Genomic DNA, 17,454 nt, shown 5'->3' on the forward strand with positions numbered 1-17,454 from the left:
TGTAGTTCAATATGTTAAGGGGGATTCGCAATGAAGATTCGTAAATTAATGGTTTTGTTATGCGCGCTCGTTCTCGTTCTTTCTGCATGCAGCAGCGGTTCGGGCAACAGCAAGAACAACGGAACAAACGGCGGCTCGAACAATGGCTCGGGCAATGCAGGCACGGAGACTACCGTTCCTGAGGGCGACGGAGAAGAAGAGTTATACAGCTCGCCCGAGATGGACTTCGACATGGGTGGAAGAACGATCAAAGTCGTTTCCTGGTGGGATATGGCGATTCAAGAAGACAATCCGGATAACATACAACGCAAGAAAAACCTCGATGAACTGATGAAGAAGCATAACTTCAAAATGGAATACGTAGCGGTCGACTTCGGCGAATATCAACAAAAAGTAACAGCATCCTTGCTTGCTGGAGAACCGCTTGGCGATATCGTCCGTTTGGGAAGAAACTATACGATTCCGACATTAGTCAAGCAAGATTTGCTATGGCCGGTCGACGAGTATACGAAAAACACGAAAGTGTTCAATCAAAAGGCTACAAGCGAATTCTTTACTTATGAGGGCAAAGGCTATGCGTTCACAGAAGACCAGGGCAACCTGATTCAAGGCATTTTCTACAATCGGACGCTCTTGAATCAGCTTGGCATCAAGGCGCTTCAAGATTATGTAAAAGAAGACAACTGGAATTGGGATACATTCGTTCAAGCAGCGAAAGAAGCCAATAAAGATACAAACAACGACGGCAAGCTGGATACTTGGGGGCTTGCAAATTCTCAAGTTGTCGAGCATGCAATGTATTCGAACGGCGCTCACCTGACGAAAGGCGACAAGCAAAACCTGGATGATCCAGCAACGCAGGAAACATTGAATTTCTTGTCGAAACTCGCAACCGAACAAGTGTACAGACCGACTGAGGGTGGAGATTGGACCGAGCCTGGGCAATTTTTCCGTCAAGGAAATACGCTCATGTATGCCGGTGCCATTTATGAACTGAATGGCTTCAAAACGGATATGCCGGATGCGGATATCGGCTTCGTACCGTTCCCTAAAGGACCAAGCGCAACGGAATATCATTCCGGCGAAGGCGCATACCAAGCACTAACAATTCCAAAGGCAGTGGAGCATCCAGAGCAGCTGCTTTACATTTGGGAAAAAATCAACGATATCGACTCCGAATATGACTATCCGGGTCAAGCGTCCCTTGAAAGCAATTTTGCGAACGAGGATGACATTAACAACGCTAAGCAAGTAGGATCTGGCATGATCGTATTCGACCATGGTACGTACGGCGATGCTTTGAAGTTCTGGGACTTTGTCGGAGAGATCAACAGCGGGGTATCGGTATCTACAGTTGTCGAGAAGTATAAACCGGTATTCCAAGCGGCGATTGATGCGGTGTATGGTTCTTAACATGTAATAACGTGTGAGAGACAGTCCCCATTTTAGAACTATTTCTAATGGGGACTGTTGTTGAATTTAACTTCTTACTGCAGGAGGGAGAAAAGTTGAACTTCAGAAAGAAGAACTACATCGCAATTATACTCGTTCTCACTATAGTGGCAACTTCTATATGGGCTTTCTACCCTTCAGATTCGAAGGATAGCAGACGCGTAATGGCCATGGGAGATTTCGACGCTGTTACGGCATCAGCAGGAGAAGACAGTTATGATGCGTATTTGACTAGCCACATAAATGCTGGGCGGCCGGAAGAAGTCATCCGAATAGAGGGCGAGAAGTTCTCGGGAACGACTGGAGAAGGGTTCGACATAGCGGACGATTTAGAAGGACTGTCCGGCAAGGCGGTTGTCACTCCGGATAACGGCTCCATTGTGTGGGATGTACTGGTAAAACAAGCGGGTCTGTACAACATAAGGATTCATTATTTGCCGATCGAGGGAAAAAGCTCTGCGATCGAAAGGCAGTTTGCCATTAACGAAAAAGTCCCTTTTAAGGGAGCGGATATATTATTATTCGATCGAGTTTGGGGAAATCGACAGGACGAAATCGAGCGTGACGATCGCGGCAATGAAATCAGGCCAAGGCAGGTAGAAAAACCGGCATGGCAAATCGGAATTTTCACGGATCGAAATGGATATTATGACGAGCCTTACTCCTTTTACTTTGAGAGCGGGCAGCAATCGTTTTCCTTGACGGCCTTAAGGGAACCGATGGCGATTGATTATATTGAGCTGTATCAGGAATCAGTTTTGTATTCGTATGAGGATATGAAGAAAGAGTATGAGACCAAAGGAATCAAGGCAGTATCGGATCAATACCTTGAAATACAAGCGGAGGACGCGGTCGCCAAATCATCTCCTACGTTATATCCGCTGGCGGACCGATCGAGTCCGACGGTCATCCCTTACAATGTGTCGAAGCTTCGAATCAATACGATCGGCGGAACGAACTGGAAGCTTCCTGGACAGTGGATCGAGTGGGAGTTTGAGGCCCCAGAAGACGGCTTATATCAGATCGCGTTAAAGCAAAAGCAGGATACACTGCGCGGCATATACGCCACTCGAAGCCTCACGATCGACGGAGAGACTCCTTTCCTGGAAATGAAGCGCTTACGCTTTAATTTCAACATGGATTGGGAGATGAACGTACTGGGCGATGAAGAAGAGCCGTATTTGTTCCATTTGTCCAAGGGAACGCATCGCATTCGAATGGAAGTTTCACTCGGCGATATCGCCCCGCTCATTCGAACGATTGAATCCAGCGTGCTGCAGCTTAATGAGATGTATCGGAAAATATTGATGATAACGTCAAATACGCCCGATCCGTTCCGTGATTACCAATTAGGGAAGCGGATACCGGACATGGTTAAGACATTCGAAGAGCAAGCCGTAATCATACAGAACGTAGCCGATTATTTAGAGAAATCGACAGGAGAGCGGAGCGACAAAGTAGCCGTTCTTCATACCATGGTTGGTCAATTAAAGGAAATGATCAAAAATCCGGAAACGGTTGGCAATCGCTTAACCGCATTTAAAACGAATGTCGGGGGATTAGGCACGTGGATTCTCACGGTTCGCGAGCAACCGATTAAGCTGGACTATCTCATTGTGTCCTCTCCAGACAAGAAGCTTCCGAGAGCGGGAGCGACTTTTTTTCAAGAGATGAAGCATGAGCTTGGTGCGTACTTTGCTTCTTACACCGAGGACTATGACAGCATCGGCAATACGGGAGGAGAGCAGGACCGTAAAATAACGGTGTGGATTACAACGGGGCGGGATCAAGCACAGGTGCTTAAGAGCTTAATCGACGATTCCTTCACGCCGGAGTCGAATATCGCGATAGATTTAAGGCTTGTACCGGGGAACATCTTGCTTCCGGCAACACTGGCAGACGAGGGACCTGACGTTGCCATGCAAATCGGTGAGGACATTCCCGTGAACTATGCGATGCGGGATGCTGCGACAGACTTGACCCAGTTTAGTGATTTCGATGATGTAGCCTCGCGTTTCCATGACAGTGGACTTACGCCTTACAAGTACGATCAAGGCGTTTATGCACTGCCTGAGCAGCAGTCGTTCCCGATGCTGTTCTATCGGAAGGATATTCTTGAGGAGCTAGGGCTTGCGCCGCCAAAGACATGGCAGGATATTTACAACATGATTTCCGTCCTCCAGAAGCACAACATGGAGTTCTGGCTGCCAATCGAGGCTACGAACGCAAGTCTCGTACCGAATGCGACCTTCTCTATGCTGCTTTATCAGAATGGCGGCGAATTCTATCGTGATGACGATAAGAAGAGTGCGCTTGATACGGATTTATCTATGGAAATGTTTAAGAAGTGGACGCAATTTTATACGAACTACAAATTCCCGGTATTGGCAGACTTCCCGAACCGATTCCGTACGGGCGAGATGCCAATCGGCATTGCGGACTATACAACATATAACATGCTGACGGTGCTCGCGCCTGAGATTAAAGGGCTGTGGGAGTTCACGCTCGTTCCTGGTACGGAGCAAGATAACGGAACCGTTAATCATGCGGTAGCCAGTCATACGACTGGCGTTATGATGATGGAGAATGCCGATAATAAGGAAGCGTCCTGGGAATTTATGAAATGGTGGACCAGCAAGGATACGCAAATTGCTTACGGTAGAGAGATGGAAGGTTTAATGGGCGAAGCTGCACGTTATCCAACTGCTAACGTAGAAGCACTTGCAGAATTGCCTTGGCCAATCAAGGATTACAACAATCTGTCCAGTCAGTGGGAGTGGGTTGAAGGCATACCTCAAGTGCCGGGCGGTTATTTCACCGGCCGACATCTGGACAACGCCTTCCGCAGAGTCGTCAACGCGAACGAGAATTCTAGGGAAGCGCTTAACGATTATGTGCTCTACATTAACGATGAAATCGAGATTAAGCGGAAAGAATTTAATTTACCGTAATTGTTTGGGGGTGGAGTTCATTGCAAGCCGAAACAACCAGTCAAGCCGTATCTAATCTTATCCATCCGAAGAAAAAATCGAAGATGTCCCATGTATGGACGGAACTGAAAAAAAATAAGCATTATTACCTTCTGATGAGCCCATACATGCTTATTTTCTTTACCTTTACGGTCATTCCGGTCGTATTCTCACTCATACTTAGCTTTTTTTACTTCAACATGCTCGAATTTCCGCGGTTTGTCGGATGGCAGAACTACTCTAGATTATTTCTGAATGACGACATCTTCATGATTGCATTGAAGAACACATTCATCTTCGCAATCATTACCGGTCCGGTCAGCTATATCGCCTGCTTTTTCTTTGCGTGGGTTATTAACGAGCTGTCGCCTAAGATACGGGCGGTTATGACTTTGATCTTCTATGCGCCGGCGATTTCTGGAAACGTGTTTTTTATCTGGCTGATTGTATTTTCGGGCGACCGCTATGGTTATTTGAACGGATTCCTGATTAAATTCGGATTTATTCTGGAGCCGATCCAATGGCTGACTAATGAAAAATACATTCTTATGATTGTCATGATCGTGCAGCTATGGCTCAGCTTAGGCACAAGCTTCCTTGCCTTTATAGCAGGACTGCAAACGATTGATCGGACGCTGATAGAAGCGGGTGTCGTGGACGGAATAAAAAACCGCTGGCAGGAGCTATGGTTCATTACGCTGCCTTCGATGAGGCCGCAGTTGCTGTTCGGCGCCGTTTTGCAAATTACGGGATCTCTCGCGGTGGCCGATATTACGATCGCGCTCGCGGGTTTCCCGAGCGTCAACTATGCGGCGCACACGATTGTAACCCACCTGATGGATTACGGCACGATTCGATTCGAGATGGGTTATGCCTCGGCGATTGCGACCGTTTTGTTCGGTATTATGATCGGGACTAACAAATTGACGCAAAAACTGCTCAGAAAGGTAGGTGAGTAACGTTGGTCGTTAAAATGATGACCGTATTTCGGACAACGAAGCGTCTGAACCGTTCGTTTACGGTTAGCTTCATCTTGTTCGCGTTTCTCGCCGTGTTCGGAGCTTTTATGGTGCTGCCTCTGCTTTATGCAGTGAACAACGCCTTCAAGCCGCTGGACGAATTATTTATATTCCCACCGCGATTCTTTGTCAATAATCCAACATTGGATAACTTCTATGACCTGATTGCCTTGATGGGCAATTCATGGGTACCGTTATCGCGTTACATTGCCAATACAGTGCTTATCACTCTCATCGGGACGGTAGGACATATTTTGCTGGCTTCCGCTGCGGCGTATCCGCTGGCTAAATATCAGTTCCTCGGTTCGAAGACGCTCTTCTCGATCGTCGTTCTGTCGCTGATGTTCTCGGGTCATGTCACAGCGATTCCAAACTATATGGTCATGTCTTGGCTCGGCTGGATCAATACGCATGCATCAATTATCGTTCCATCGCTCGCTTTTCCATTAGGCCTATTTTTAATGAAGCAATTCATGGAGCAGCTTCCGACGGCTTTGCTGGAAGCCGCCAAGATTGATGGAGCGAGCGAGTACCGGATCTATTGGAGCATTGTGATGCCGAACGTGAAGCCAGCGTGGCTCACGCTTATGATTTTGCAGTTTCCTATGCTATGGGGAACAGACGGAGGCAGCTTCATCTACAGTGAGAACCTGAAGACGCTTCATTACGCACTGGGACAGATTACGCTAGGTGGAATCGCGCGCGCGGGCGTCGGAGCGGCCGTCGCGCTCATCTTGATGGTTGTTCCGATCACGCTCTTTGTTATCTCCCAGAGCAGCGTCATTCAGACGATGGCGACTTCCGGGATGAAAGAGTAGAAGGGAGACTTGCACGATGTTGAAGAGTAAAAACAAACGAAGAGCTTATCTCCTTGCGGCCATATGCTGCTTAATTGGCATAAGCACGGGAGGAACGCTTGCTTCTGCTGCGAGTGGCGATTCTTACAACTATTCCGTCTGGGGAGAGACTGTCGTATCTCCTTCCGCTTATGAAGCGACGACTCTAATGACCGGCACTTCGCTTGGTGTAGGTGCGTTTAAAGATCCAAGTGATCTGCACGTGACGGCGGACAATGAAATATATGTACTCGATTCCGGCAATAATCGGATTGTCGTTTTGGACATCAATTATCATCAGAAGGCCATCATCGACACCTTCGATAACGCCGGAGCAACCGATACATTTCTGAATCCTCAAGGTATCTTCGTAACCGATCAGAAGCATGTGCTGATCGCCGATACAGGAAACAAGCGGGTCGTTCATTTGGATGAGAAAGGCCGTTTGGCGCAAATCGTAGAGAAGCCTGAATCCGATCTGCTGCCGGTCAACTTTAATTTTCAACCGGTGCGGGTCGTCATGGATAAAGCGCAGCGCATCTATGTCATGGCGATAGGTGTGTTCGACGGGCTGATGGAATTTAGCGCGGAGGGTGCGTTCACTTCTTACATCGGCGCGAACCGTGTCTGGGTAGATCCAGTGGAGCTGTTCTGGAAGCGGCTATCGACGAAGGCGCAGCGCAGCCAAATGGTGATGTTCACGCCAACGGAGTTTACCAATATGGACATTAATGACGAAGGCTTCATTTACGCGACCAGCGGTGATTCGGGTGACACCATTCGTAAGCTGAACGCCCAAGGCAATGATATTTTGCGAAGAACCGGTTTTTACAAACCGCAGGGTGATATAAACTTTACGAGCGATCTTGGACCTTCCAGACTTATAGACGTCGATATTACGGACAGTGAAATCTACTCGGTTCTTGATTCGAAGAGAGGTCGGATTTTCACTTATAACGGAGACGGGCAATTCATGTACGTGTTCGGAGGCATGGGCAATCGGATCGGCGAGTTCAACACGCCGGTTGCCATTGAACGGGTTGGGGACGATTTCCTCGTTCTGGACAAGGCGTTCGGTGAAATGACGTTGTTCCAGACGACGGAGTACGGCCGGACGTTGAATGAAGCCGTCAGAAGCTATTACCGGGGCGAGGAAGACAAGGCGCTTCAGCTCTATGAGCAGACTATTAATATGAACACGAATTTGGATTTCGCTTATTCCGGCATCGGCAAGGCGATTCTGAGGCAGGGCGACTACAACGATGCGATGCGTTACTTCAAGCAAAGCCTTGATCAACCCAACTATTCCAAGGCGTTTCTCCTTTACCGCAAGGAAGTGCTAAGAGCAAACTTCAGCACCGTTATGACGGTTGTCATCGGATTAGCCGCCGTTACCCTGACCGTAAGGATCTATCGGAAAAAGCAGGCTAGAAAGAGGGGCGTTTCGTTTGAATAAAGAGTACATTACATTTCCATTTTATGTTATCATGCATCCCTTTAACGGTTATTGGGAGCTGAAATACGAACAAAACAAGAAGCTGAACTTGATCTTGTCGTTCGGGATTCTGCTGATGCTTATCTTGACTAACGTACTAAGCAGTCAGTACAGCGGGTTTCTAGTTAACATCTACAATCCTGAATACATGAACAGCTTAATGGAGATCACTTATGTTCTCGTACCGGTCTTATTCTGGTGTGTAGCGAATTGGTCGCTTACGACTCTAATGGATGGTGAAGGTAAATTCGTGGATATCTTCACATCCACCTGCTTCGCACTACTGCCTTTGGTTATTGTCAACTTCCCGTGGATTTGGCTAAGCAATGTCATTTCCATGCAAGAGACAACGTTTTATTATTTTTGCAACAGCTTTGCCGTTCTATGGTCGGTATATCTTCTGTTCGTTGGAAATATGACCGTTCATCAATTCACACCAAGCAAAACAATCGTAACGATTATGCTCTCGCTGATTGCCATTGGGTTCATGGCGTTTCTCTGCTTATTGTTTTTTAGCTTGATTCAACAAATTATTACCTTCATCACGATCTTATATCAAGAAATCACCTTGAGGAATTAGGAAAGGAGGAACGTTAGATGCGTATGGCCAGAAATGCCATCTTGTCCGCGTTTCTCGCAACCGGACTGCTGGTCGCCGGCTGTTCCAGCTCGGGTACCGCAAACCAAGCGGAAGACGCGCAGCAGCTAGAGGCGGCATTCGTGCAAGGAAAGGCGCTTAACGCTTCGTTCACGGATGCGCGTCTCGCCGATATGAAGGGAATCGCCGAGAATGAGCGGCTTAGGCTGTTCATCAACGAGGAGACGGGCGCTATTGCCGTGCTTAACAAAAGCGGAGGCGAAGTATGGCATAGCAATCCCCTCGAAGCGGAGGCTGATCCTGTCGCAACCGGGGTGAATAAGGGTTTGCTGTCCTCGCAATTGAAAATAGATTACTATAACAGCTTCGGACAGGTCAATTCGATTAATACGTTCCTGGACAGCGCCTTGTACGAACAGGTTAAATATGAAACGATTGATAGCGGAGTCAAAGTAACCTATAAATTCGGTAAAGCCGAGAGATCTGCCATGGATCTGCCTCTCATGTTAAGTATGACTCGTTTTGATGAGTTGTCGGGCAAGCTGGATAAGGCAGGTCAACGTGCTTTGCGTATTGGTTATACAAAAAATGAGGATAAAGCGGTCTATGCTCGGAATGACCAAGCGCTGAACGGTCTTCAGCTTGATCGCGCGTTCAAAGCATTCGAGGATGCCGGCTATACGCAAGAGGATCTGGAGAAGGATATGGCTGAACTGAATTTTTCGCAAGATTCGCCTGCACCGAGAATTTTCCTCGCTTCCATCGAGTATAAGCTCGATGCGGACTGCCTTGTTGTTAGGGTGCCATCAAAGGAAATTCAGTCTCCTAGCGAGTATCCGGTCAGCAACGTCTCAATGCTAAGCTTCTTTGGCGCAGCGGGGAGTAAGGAGAAAGGCTCGATCTTCGTTCCGGACGGCTCCGGCGCTCTCATCTCGTTCAATAACGGCAAGACGAAGTACCCTGCGTACCAGCAGGCGGTATACGGTAATGACCAGGCAATGGAGAGGGTCGAGAACGCTGTTAACGAACAAACCGTTAGGCTGCCGGTTTTCGGCATGATCAGGGACGGCAACGCATTTCTTGGCATTATCGAAGAAGGCGCGCCTGTTGCGACGATCAATGCGGATATCAGCGGCAAATTGAACAGTTACAATTATGTTTATCCGACCTTCAACGTTACGAACAAAGGGGAGCTTACGCTCCAGGCGAACGGATCGGAGCGAACATTGCCGAAATTCCAGGAACAACCGATGAAAAGTGATTTTACGGTGCGTTATGCCTTCCTTACGGGCGAGTCAGCATCGTATCAGGGCATGGCCGAGTATTATCGTCAATATTTGGAGCGCCAGGACGGATTACCGGCTCCGAAGAAGGGGAGCGGGGATAGTGAGCTTCCGTTCTACGTTCAGGTCGTGGGAAGCATTGCGAAACAGAAGCATTTCGTCGGCGTCCCGTACATGACGCTCGAGCCGCTTACCACTTTCAAGCAGACGCAGGAAATGATTAGCGAAATGAAGAAGCTCGGCATCGCCAATATTAAGATTCGATATGCCGGTTGGTTCAACGGCGGACTCGATCATAAAGTACCCGATGACCTGTCGGTAGACAATGCGATTGGCGGTGCAAAAGGCTTGCGCAGCTTGGCGATGTTCGCGAAGGAGCAGGGCGTAGACCTCTATCCGGACGTAGCCATTCTAACCGCGCATACGGGGAAGGGATTCGACGAGAAGGAGGAAGCGTCGCGTTCTCTGCGTGGCGTGCCTTCGTCATTCTATCCTCTTGACCTTGCGCTAGGGCGACGAGACCGCTCGAAGTCCCCATCCTATGTCGTATCGCCGAGGCGTGTCGGTACTTACGTGGATGCTATTCTAAAGGACATGGAAGGTTTCGATACGGACGGGATTTCGCTTCGTGATATGGGCGACAAGTTGAATAGCGATTTCCGCAAAAACAAACAAATCGACCGTACAGAGTCGGAAGATATTTCTACTCAGGCGTTGAACAAAATTCGTGAAGCAAACTTGAATATTTTGGCCGAGGGCGGCAATGCTTACACACTGCCTTACTTATCAGATATTACAAACGCACCTTTAACGAATAGCCGCTATAAGCTTGAGGATCAAGAAATTCCATTTTTCCAAATGGTGATTCGCGGAAATATCGATTACACGGGATCGCCATTTAATTTGACCAGCTACACGAACGTAAGGCAATACATTCTGAAATGTCTCGAGTATGGCTCCGGCGTATACTTCGAATGGATCCACGCGCCGAATTATAAGGTTAAGGATACGGAATTCAGCAATCTATATGCCGTCAATTACGAGCAGTGGCTGGAGCAGGCTGCATCCATATATGCTGAAGTGAACGGCGTATTGGGTAAAGTTCACAATGAGCGTATCGTAGCGCACGAGAAGCTAGCCGAAGGCCTGTTCAAAACCGTCTATGAAAGCGGGACGTACGTCATCGTTAACTACAATGCGACGAATGCAACAGTAAACGGGATGACGATAGAGGCCGAGGGCTATGTGACGGGTGGTGAGCAATCTTGAAAACGATAACGAAGCTGGTATTCAGATCAAGAACGTACAACGAGCAGAAGGCTTTGTGGGGCTTTCTCTACGTGCTGCCCTGGCTGCTTGGATTTCTATTTTTCTTTTTTATTCCTTTATTGACTTCACTGCAATACAGCTTAAGCTCGATTAAGGCCAATGCGAACGGAATGACTATGAAGTATATCGGATTCGCGAACTATATTGAAGCGCTCACGGTCAATACGAGCTTTAATCGAATATTGACGGAATCGGTCGTTAATATGGTCGTAAACGTTCCGCTTATCGTTATTTTCAGCTTGTTTCTGGCTGTGCTGCTGAATCAAAAGTTCGTCGGGAGAGCACTGGCAAGATCGATCTTTTTCCTTCCAGTTATACTTGCTTCCGGCGTCATTGCGACTTTGGAGGCATCAAGTCTGGTGCAAGCGATCAATGAACAAAATGCGAACGGGGGCGTATTTTCGAGCGGTACGATAGAGTTGGCGAACATCATGTTGCGATCCGGAGTCAATGAAGATATTGTTTTGTACCTGATGGATGCTGTCCAAAGGATTTATCAAATCGTCAGTCAATCCGGCGTGCAAATTCTTATTTTCCTAGCTGGGATTCAGACCATCTCGCCGCAGCTGTATGAGGCCTCCAAAATCGAAGGGGCAACGGGGTATGAGGCATTCTGGAAAATCACGTTTCCGATGGTCAGTCCGCTCATACTCGTAAACGTCATTTATACGATTATCGACTCTTTCTCCAGGAACAACATGACGACGCTAATCAAAGAAACCGGCTTTACCACCTTTAATTTCGGGCTTAGCTCGGCGATGGCGTGGATCTACTTCCTGGTCATCATGATCATTCTATTAGTTAGTGCATACTTCATATCCAAGCGGGTCTTCTACCAGGAATAGAAGGAGAGTGAAAACGTTGATATTGGCCCGATTGTTATCGTTGGAAAGCTGGAAGCGAGGGCTGTGGACGATCGTTCGGCTCGTGCTGATTATCGGATTGTCGTTCGTTATCTTGTATCCCATTATTCAAAAAATTTCGACGGCGATCAAAGACAAGGCGGACCTGTATTCGCCGATCGTCGTGTTTATTCCAGAGCACTTTACGCTCGACAATTTCAAGCAAGCGATCTCCATTATGGATTATTGGGAAACGCTGGCAAATACATTTGTGCTATCTAGCATGACGACGATCATGACCGCCGCATCCTGCGCGTTCGCAGGTTATGCGTTCGCCAGGTTGAAGTTCAAAGGAAGCAATCTGCTGTTCGCTGGCGTTATATTAACCATCTTGGTTCCGCCTACGACCATCCTAATTCCGATCTATATGAACTTGAAGGACTTTACGCTTCTAGGCGTGATCCCGCTGCTAACCGGCGGAAAGTCCTTGAATTTGCTTAATTCTTACTGGCCGTTTATTCTAACTTCCCTTACGGCGAATTCGTTGAAGGCGGGGCTGTACATCTTCATCTTCCGTCAGTTTTTCCGTGGTATTCCGAAGGAGGTGGAAGAAGCGGCATACATCGACGGGGCGGGCGTTGGCTCGACGTTCCTTCGCATCATGCTGCCAAATGCGATTCCGTCGATTGTTACCGTATTGCTCTTCTCCTTTGTGTGGCAGTGGAATGATAGTTTCTTCACGACAACCTATCTGACGTCGAGCAAAGTGATGTCCACGCAGTTGTCGTCCCTTCCTTACAACTTGCAAATTTTGCTAGAAGGCGGCGCAACGACCAACAAAGACCCGTTCTTCATGAGCATGGTGCAGGATACCGGTATTTTGCTTGCGATTCTGCCGCTCGTTATTCTTTATTTGTTCGTTCAAAGATACTTCGTCGAAAGTATCGAGCGTACTGGAATCGTCGGTTAAGAAAAGTACTGACGCATGTATAGCGCCTTGGGGGGGGCCAGCTACTTCGGTCAGCTGCCCGCAGGGCGCTTATTGCTGCTTAGAGGTTTGGTGTGCAAAACAAGATTACGTTTGAAAGGCGGGCAAACGAATTGAGTCAAAAAAGAAACAAGCTAATATACAGCATTATAGCTGCTGTCACCTTAATTGCGGTTGTTGCTGTGCTTATTCTCAATAAGCATCAAGCGGAATCAGTGAATGAAACGGCTGCGCTTCAGACGGAAGCACCTGCTGGCAGCGTCAATACTGAAGATGGCCAGCCTACAAGCACGATTGAAGCGACTCCGGCTCCAACCTTGAAGCCAACTCCGACGCCGGAACCATCGGTTGAGCAGGATATTCCATCGCTTGCGGAGACATTCGCTGATTACTTCCCGATCGGAGCTGCCATCGAGCCGGCCCAGATGGAGGGCCTAAAGGCAGAGATGCTCAAGAAGCACGTGAATTGGCTTGTTGCGGAGAACGTGATGAAGCCCGATGCGATTCAACCTACGGAAGGTAAATTCAATTGGGGGAATGCGGATCGAATCGTAGCGTTCGCGAAAGAAAACAACATGGAGGTGCGCTTCCATACCTTGCTTTGGCATAGTCAGGTCGGCGCTTGGTTTTTTAAGGATGCGGAGGGCAAGCCGATGGTTGAGGAGACAGACGTGGCTAAGCGCGAAGCGAACAAAAAGCTGCTGCTGCAGCGAGTCGATACGCATGTCCGCACAATTGTCGAACGATACAAGGACGATATCCAATCATGGGACGTTGTCAATGAAGTAATAGAGCCAGCCGATCCGGACGGGATGCGAGCTAGCGAATGGTATAAGATAACGGGTACAGACTTTATCGAGACGGCATTCCGAGCGGCACGCGAAGCGGGCGGAGCCGAGGCAAAGCTGTACATTAATGATTACGGAACGGACAATCCGGCGAAGCGAGACCGATTGTATGAGCTTGTGAAGGAAATGCTGGATAAAGGCGTACCGATCGATGGTGTCGGTCATCAGACCCATATCGACCTATTCGGGCCGACGGTGAATTCTATTATCGAATCGATGAAGAAGTTTGCTGAGCTAGGTCTTGATAATCTCGTTACCGAGCTGGATATGAGTCTCTACGCATGGAACGATCGCAGCGATGTTGGCAGCGATATACCGGTTGACCTGCTGCAGAAGCAGGCGGATCGATATCGCGAGCTGTTTGAGGCTTTCAGAAACAATAAGGACATTCTTAGCGGCGTCGTATTCTGGGGCATCGCGGACGACCATACGTGGTTGAACAGCTTCCCGGTGACGCGTACCAACGCGCCATTCCTGTTCGACAAGCAGCTCCACGCGAAGCCGGCATTCTGGGCCGTCGTCGATCCATCTGGGCAAGCACGACCATAAAAGTATAAAAAGTACCGCCTATAATTTGTGTAGGAAAACCTATAGATAGACGGGTTGTTGCCGAGGCGCATACAGGCTAGACTGGTTGGATGATGGACTAATCCAGCCTTACTAGGAGGAGCTAGCGATGAACAATACGACAATAACGAACCCGGTCATCTGGGCAGACGTTCCGGATCCGAGCGTGATCCGTGTAGGATCGACCTTCTATATGGTAAGTACAAGCATGCATTCGATGCCAGGCTGTCCGATTATGAAGTCCGAAAACCTGCAGAATTGGGAGCTTGTTAATTACGTATACGAGACGTTCGAGGATAATGACGCGCACAATTTGCTTGACGGTAAAGGCATTTACGGCAAGGGATCATGGGCTGCCAGCTTACGCTATCGCGACGGTATCTTTTATGTGTGTTTCTCGAGTCTGGATATGAATCAGTTCTATGTGTATACGACTGAGGATATCGAGAACGGGAAATGGGAACGAAGCGTTATTCAAGGACTTCACCATGATCCGAGCATACTGTTCGACGACGATGGCCGTGTGTTCGTCTTCCACGGCAATGGCGATATTCGAATTACAGAGCTGTCTGAGAAAGCAACTGCTCTGAAGCCGGACGGCATCAATCAATTGCTGCTCGAGACGGAACGAGACGGAATTATGCTTCGTGCCGAGGGCTGCCATGCCTACAAAATCAATGGTTATTATTATTTATTCTTCATCGATTGGCCAAATGCAGGTAACAAGCGCCGCAGACAGCTATGCTATCGTTCACGTGATCTGCTCGGTCCATACGAGCACAAGCTAGTACTCGATGATCAAATGGATTATCGCAACAATGGCATCGCACAAGGTGGCATTTTTGATACGTCAGAAGGGGATTGGTATGCGGTACTGTTCCAGGATCACGGGGCCGTTGGCCGTATTCCATGCGTTCTGCCGGTCGTTTGGGATAATGACTGGCCAGTTCTGGGGCAACAGGGCAAAGCGCCTAAGACGTTCGAAGTGAAGCTGCCCAGCTCGGAGACAAAGCCGCTTGTCATCAGTGATGAGTTTGATTACGGGGAGAATCGTCTAGCGCTTCATTGGCAATGGAATCATAATCCCGACAATGGTAAATGGTCGGTAACGGAGCGACCGGGCTGCTTGCGCCTAACGACGGGTCATATCACGAATAGCGTAGAATTTGCCCGCAATACGTTAACACAGCGTACAGAAGGTCCGGCATGTGTCGGTACAACGTTTATGGACATCAAGGCTATGAAACCGGGCGACCGTGCAGGGTTAGTGTCGCTGCAATATGCTTTCGGCTCGGTCGGTATTCAGGTCGATGACAACGGCGATTTTTACGTAGCAATGTGCGTCAATGGCAGAGTGGACGACGGTCAAGGCGAAATCACAGTTGAACGCGTAAAGTATGAGGGCGACCAAATCTATTTGCAAATAGAGTGCCAGTTCGATAATGGCGATCGCGAGGATATTGCCTGGTTCCGCTATTCCTCGGACGGAGTGAATTGGGTTGTGATCGGAGATCCGTTTCATATGCAATATAGGCTTGAACACTTTATGGGCTACCGATTCGGGCTGTACAATTACGCCACGAAGCAAGCTGGCGGTTTCGTTGATTTCGATTACTTCCGCTATGTGAGTCTGATTTAACTAATTTCGCAACGATAAGGAGAGTGCGCTTGCTTGAATTATAACAATCCGGTTATAAGCGGTTTTCATCCGGACCCAAGCGTCTGTCGCTTTGGCGATGATTATTATCTCGTAACGAGTTCCTTCGAGTATTTTCCGGGTGTTCCGCTGTTCCACAGCAAGGATCTTGTGAATTGGACGCAGCTCGGTCACGTTTTGACAAGGACCGAGCAGCTCGATCTAAGCCGTGCACCAAGCTCCGGCGGCATATTCGCGCCTACGATCCGTGAGCATAACGGAACGTTCTATATGGTGACGACGAACGTTACCGCCGGCGGTAACTTCTTCGTACATACGAATGATCCGCGCGGGGAATGGTCGAATCCGATATTCGTCGACCATCCCGGCATAGACCCAGATTTGTTCTTCGATGAGGATGGAACATTGTATTTCACTTCCTCTGCTCACGGGGATCAGGGGCCTGGCATCTATCAAAGCAAGATTGATCCGAAAACCGGCAAAAGGCTGACTGATCCTGCTTTCCTCTGGACGGGAACAGGAGGCCAGTACCCGGAAGCACCGCATATTTATCGTGTCGGCAGTTGGTACTATTTAATGATTGCCGAAGGCGGCACCGAATACGGCCATATGGAAACGATCGCTAGAAGCGAACGTCCGAATGGACCTTTCGCAAGCTGTCCGCACAATCCAATCTTAACCCATCGCAGCCAGTCAAAAACGATTCATGCAACGGGACACGCAGACCTCGTTCAAACGCCGGACGGAGACTGGTGGGCTGTATTTCTTGGCATCAGGCCGCATGGCTATCCGAATAAACACCATCTCGGCAGAGAGACGTTTCTTTCTCCCGTCACATGGACGGAAGAGGGTTGGCCGATCATTGGCGATAACGGAACGGTCAGCGAGACGATGCCGGCAGGCAATCTTCCGTTGCTGCCTGTAGCCGCTGCCCCAGTTCGGGACAACTTCGATGCGGCGGCGCTTGCACCGTATTGGAATTTTATGCGTTCACCCAACCCGGATAACTGGTCCCTTAGCGAGAAGGATAGTTGTCTAACGCTGCAGGGCAACGAGACGACGTTGAATGAAATCGGAGCGCCTGCATTTCTAGCGAGAAGACAACAGCATTTCGATTGCAGCGTGTCTACACATATGGAATTTGCACCTGAGCGTGACGGAGAGGAAGCGGGCATTACCGTTTATATGAACGATCGCTTCCATTATGAGATTGCTGTGACTCGTATTGCTGGCGTGTGCAAAGTAATTTTCCGTAGAAAGCTTGGCAGCTTGTGGAAGATCGAGAACGAGGCGCCGTGGCCGTTCGATTCTATCGTGCTTCATGTGAGCGCAAATCGCGACCTGTATGCTTTCGGATTTTCTGATGGCAACGGAGAACCATTCTGGTTCGGCCATGGAGAGACCTCTCTTCTTGCAACGGAAGTGGCTGGCGGATTTACTGGCGTGCTCTTCGCCTTGTATGCGACCGGAAATGGCGCCAAATCGGAGTCGCTTGCCCATTTTGACTGGTTCGATTATGAATCAAAGTAACAAATTATCCATACGAACAATAAAAGCTTTTCCCATATTAC

At 48.6% G+C, this 17,454-nt stretch carries 12 protein-coding genes; all 12 read left to right on the forward strand.

All coding sequences use genetic code 11. From position 1 onward, the window contains the following. Positions 1 to 30: 30 nt before the first annotated feature. The 12 genes from AC1DOV_RS13355 (at position 31) to AC1DOV_RS13410 (ending at position 17,413) form a co-directional block, all read left to right on the forward strand. Complete coding sequence (locus AC1DOV_RS13355) at positions 31 to 1,413, forward strand: ABC transporter substrate-binding protein (RefSeq protein ID WP_477508879.1); 1,383 nt, start codon at positions 31 to 33, stop codon at positions 1,411 to 1,413. A gap of 95 nt (positions 1,414 to 1,508) precedes the next feature. Beyond that, positions 1,509 to 4,403 carry an extracellular solute-binding protein gene (locus AC1DOV_RS13360; RefSeq protein WP_477550188.1) on the forward strand — a complete coding sequence of 965 codons (2,895 nt, stop codon included), beginning with the start codon at positions 1,509 to 1,511 and terminating at the stop codon, positions 4,401 to 4,403. A gap of 83 nt (positions 4,404 to 4,486) precedes the next feature. Next, a complete protein-coding gene (locus AC1DOV_RS13365; RefSeq protein ID WP_477509117.1) occupies positions 4,487 to 5,380 on the forward strand; it encodes a carbohydrate ABC transporter permease in 894 nt (297 codons plus the stop codon). Positions 5,381 to 5,394: 14 nt separating this feature from the next. Further along, on the forward strand, positions 5,395 to 6,258 hold the full coding sequence (locus tag AC1DOV_RS13370; protein WP_441880614.1) for a carbohydrate ABC transporter permease: 864 nt from the start codon (positions 5,395 to 5,397) through the stop codon (positions 6,256 to 6,258). Positions 6,259 to 6,274: 16 nt separating this feature from the next. Then, positions 6,275 to 7,732, forward strand: coding sequence for a hypothetical protein (locus AC1DOV_RS13375; RefSeq protein ID WP_477550189.1), 1,458 nt, complete (start codon positions 6,275 to 6,277; stop codon positions 7,730 to 7,732). Beyond that, positions 7,725 to 8,351: a Yip1 family protein gene (locus tag AC1DOV_RS13380; RefSeq protein ID WP_339204235.1), complete on the forward strand. Its 627-nt coding sequence runs from the start codon at positions 7,725 to 7,727 to the stop codon at positions 8,349 to 8,351. Before AC1DOV_RS13375 ends, AC1DOV_RS13380 begins: the two co-directional genes overlap by 8 nt. 17 nt (positions 8,352 to 8,368) lie before the next feature. Continuing rightward, positions 8,369 to 10,921 (forward strand): DUF5696 domain-containing protein, encoded by a 2,553-nt coding sequence (locus tag AC1DOV_RS13385; protein WP_477550190.1) that lies wholly within the window; start codon positions 8,369 to 8,371, stop codon positions 10,919 to 10,921. Beyond that, positions 10,918 to 11,826: a carbohydrate ABC transporter permease gene (locus AC1DOV_RS13390; RefSeq protein WP_339204233.1), complete on the forward strand. Its 909-nt coding sequence runs from the start codon at positions 10,918 to 10,920 to the stop codon at positions 11,824 to 11,826. Before AC1DOV_RS13385 ends, AC1DOV_RS13390 begins: the two co-directional genes overlap by 4 nt. Positions 11,827 to 11,842: 16 nt before the next feature. After that, on the forward strand, positions 11,843 to 12,793 hold the full coding sequence (locus AC1DOV_RS13395) for a carbohydrate ABC transporter permease (RefSeq protein ID WP_339209718.1): 951 nt from the start codon (positions 11,843 to 11,845) through the stop codon (positions 12,791 to 12,793). 131 nt (positions 12,794 to 12,924) lie between these two features. After that, entirely contained in the window at positions 12,925 to 14,208 is a 1,284-nt protein-coding gene (locus AC1DOV_RS13400; RefSeq protein WP_477508875.1) for an endo-1,4-beta-xylanase, read from the forward strand. 127 nt (positions 14,209 to 14,335) lie between these two features. After that, entirely contained in the window at positions 14,336 to 15,865 is a 1,530-nt protein-coding gene (locus AC1DOV_RS13405; protein ID WP_477508874.1) for a glycoside hydrolase family 43 protein, read from the forward strand. Positions 15,866 to 15,898: 33 nt separating this feature from the next. Continuing rightward, positions 15,899 to 17,413 (forward strand): glycoside hydrolase family 43 protein, encoded by a 1,515-nt coding sequence (locus AC1DOV_RS13410; protein WP_477508873.1) that lies wholly within the window; start codon positions 15,899 to 15,901, stop codon positions 17,411 to 17,413. Positions 17,414 to 17,454: the final 41 nt, after the last annotated feature.

The organism is Paenibacillus sp. 01T47, assembly GCF_056398245.1.

Bases quoted from the DNA above. Each gene is read 5' to 3' on its own strand.
- AC1DOV_RS13355 (WP_477508879.1), top strand. From the start codon at position 31: ATGAAGATTCGTAAATTAATGGTTTTGTTATGCGCGCTCGTTCTCGTT.
- AC1DOV_RS13365 (WP_477509117.1), top strand. From the start codon at position 4,487: ATGTCCCATGTATGGACGGAACTGAAAAAAAATAAGCATTATTACCTT.
- AC1DOV_RS13370 (WP_441880614.1), top strand. From the start codon at position 5,395: ATGATGACCGTATTTCGGACAACGAAGCGTCTGAACCGTTCGTTTACG.
- AC1DOV_RS13375 (WP_477550189.1), top strand. From the start codon at position 6,275: ATGTTGAAGAGTAAAAACAAACGAAGAGCTTATCTCCTTGCGGCCATA.
- AC1DOV_RS13385 (WP_477550190.1), top strand. From the start codon at position 8,369: ATGCGTATGGCCAGAAATGCCATCTTGTCCGCGTTTCTCGCAACCGGA.
- AC1DOV_RS13405 (WP_477508874.1), top strand. From the start codon at position 14,336: ATGAACAATACGACAATAACGAACCCGGTCATCTGGGCAGACGTTCCG.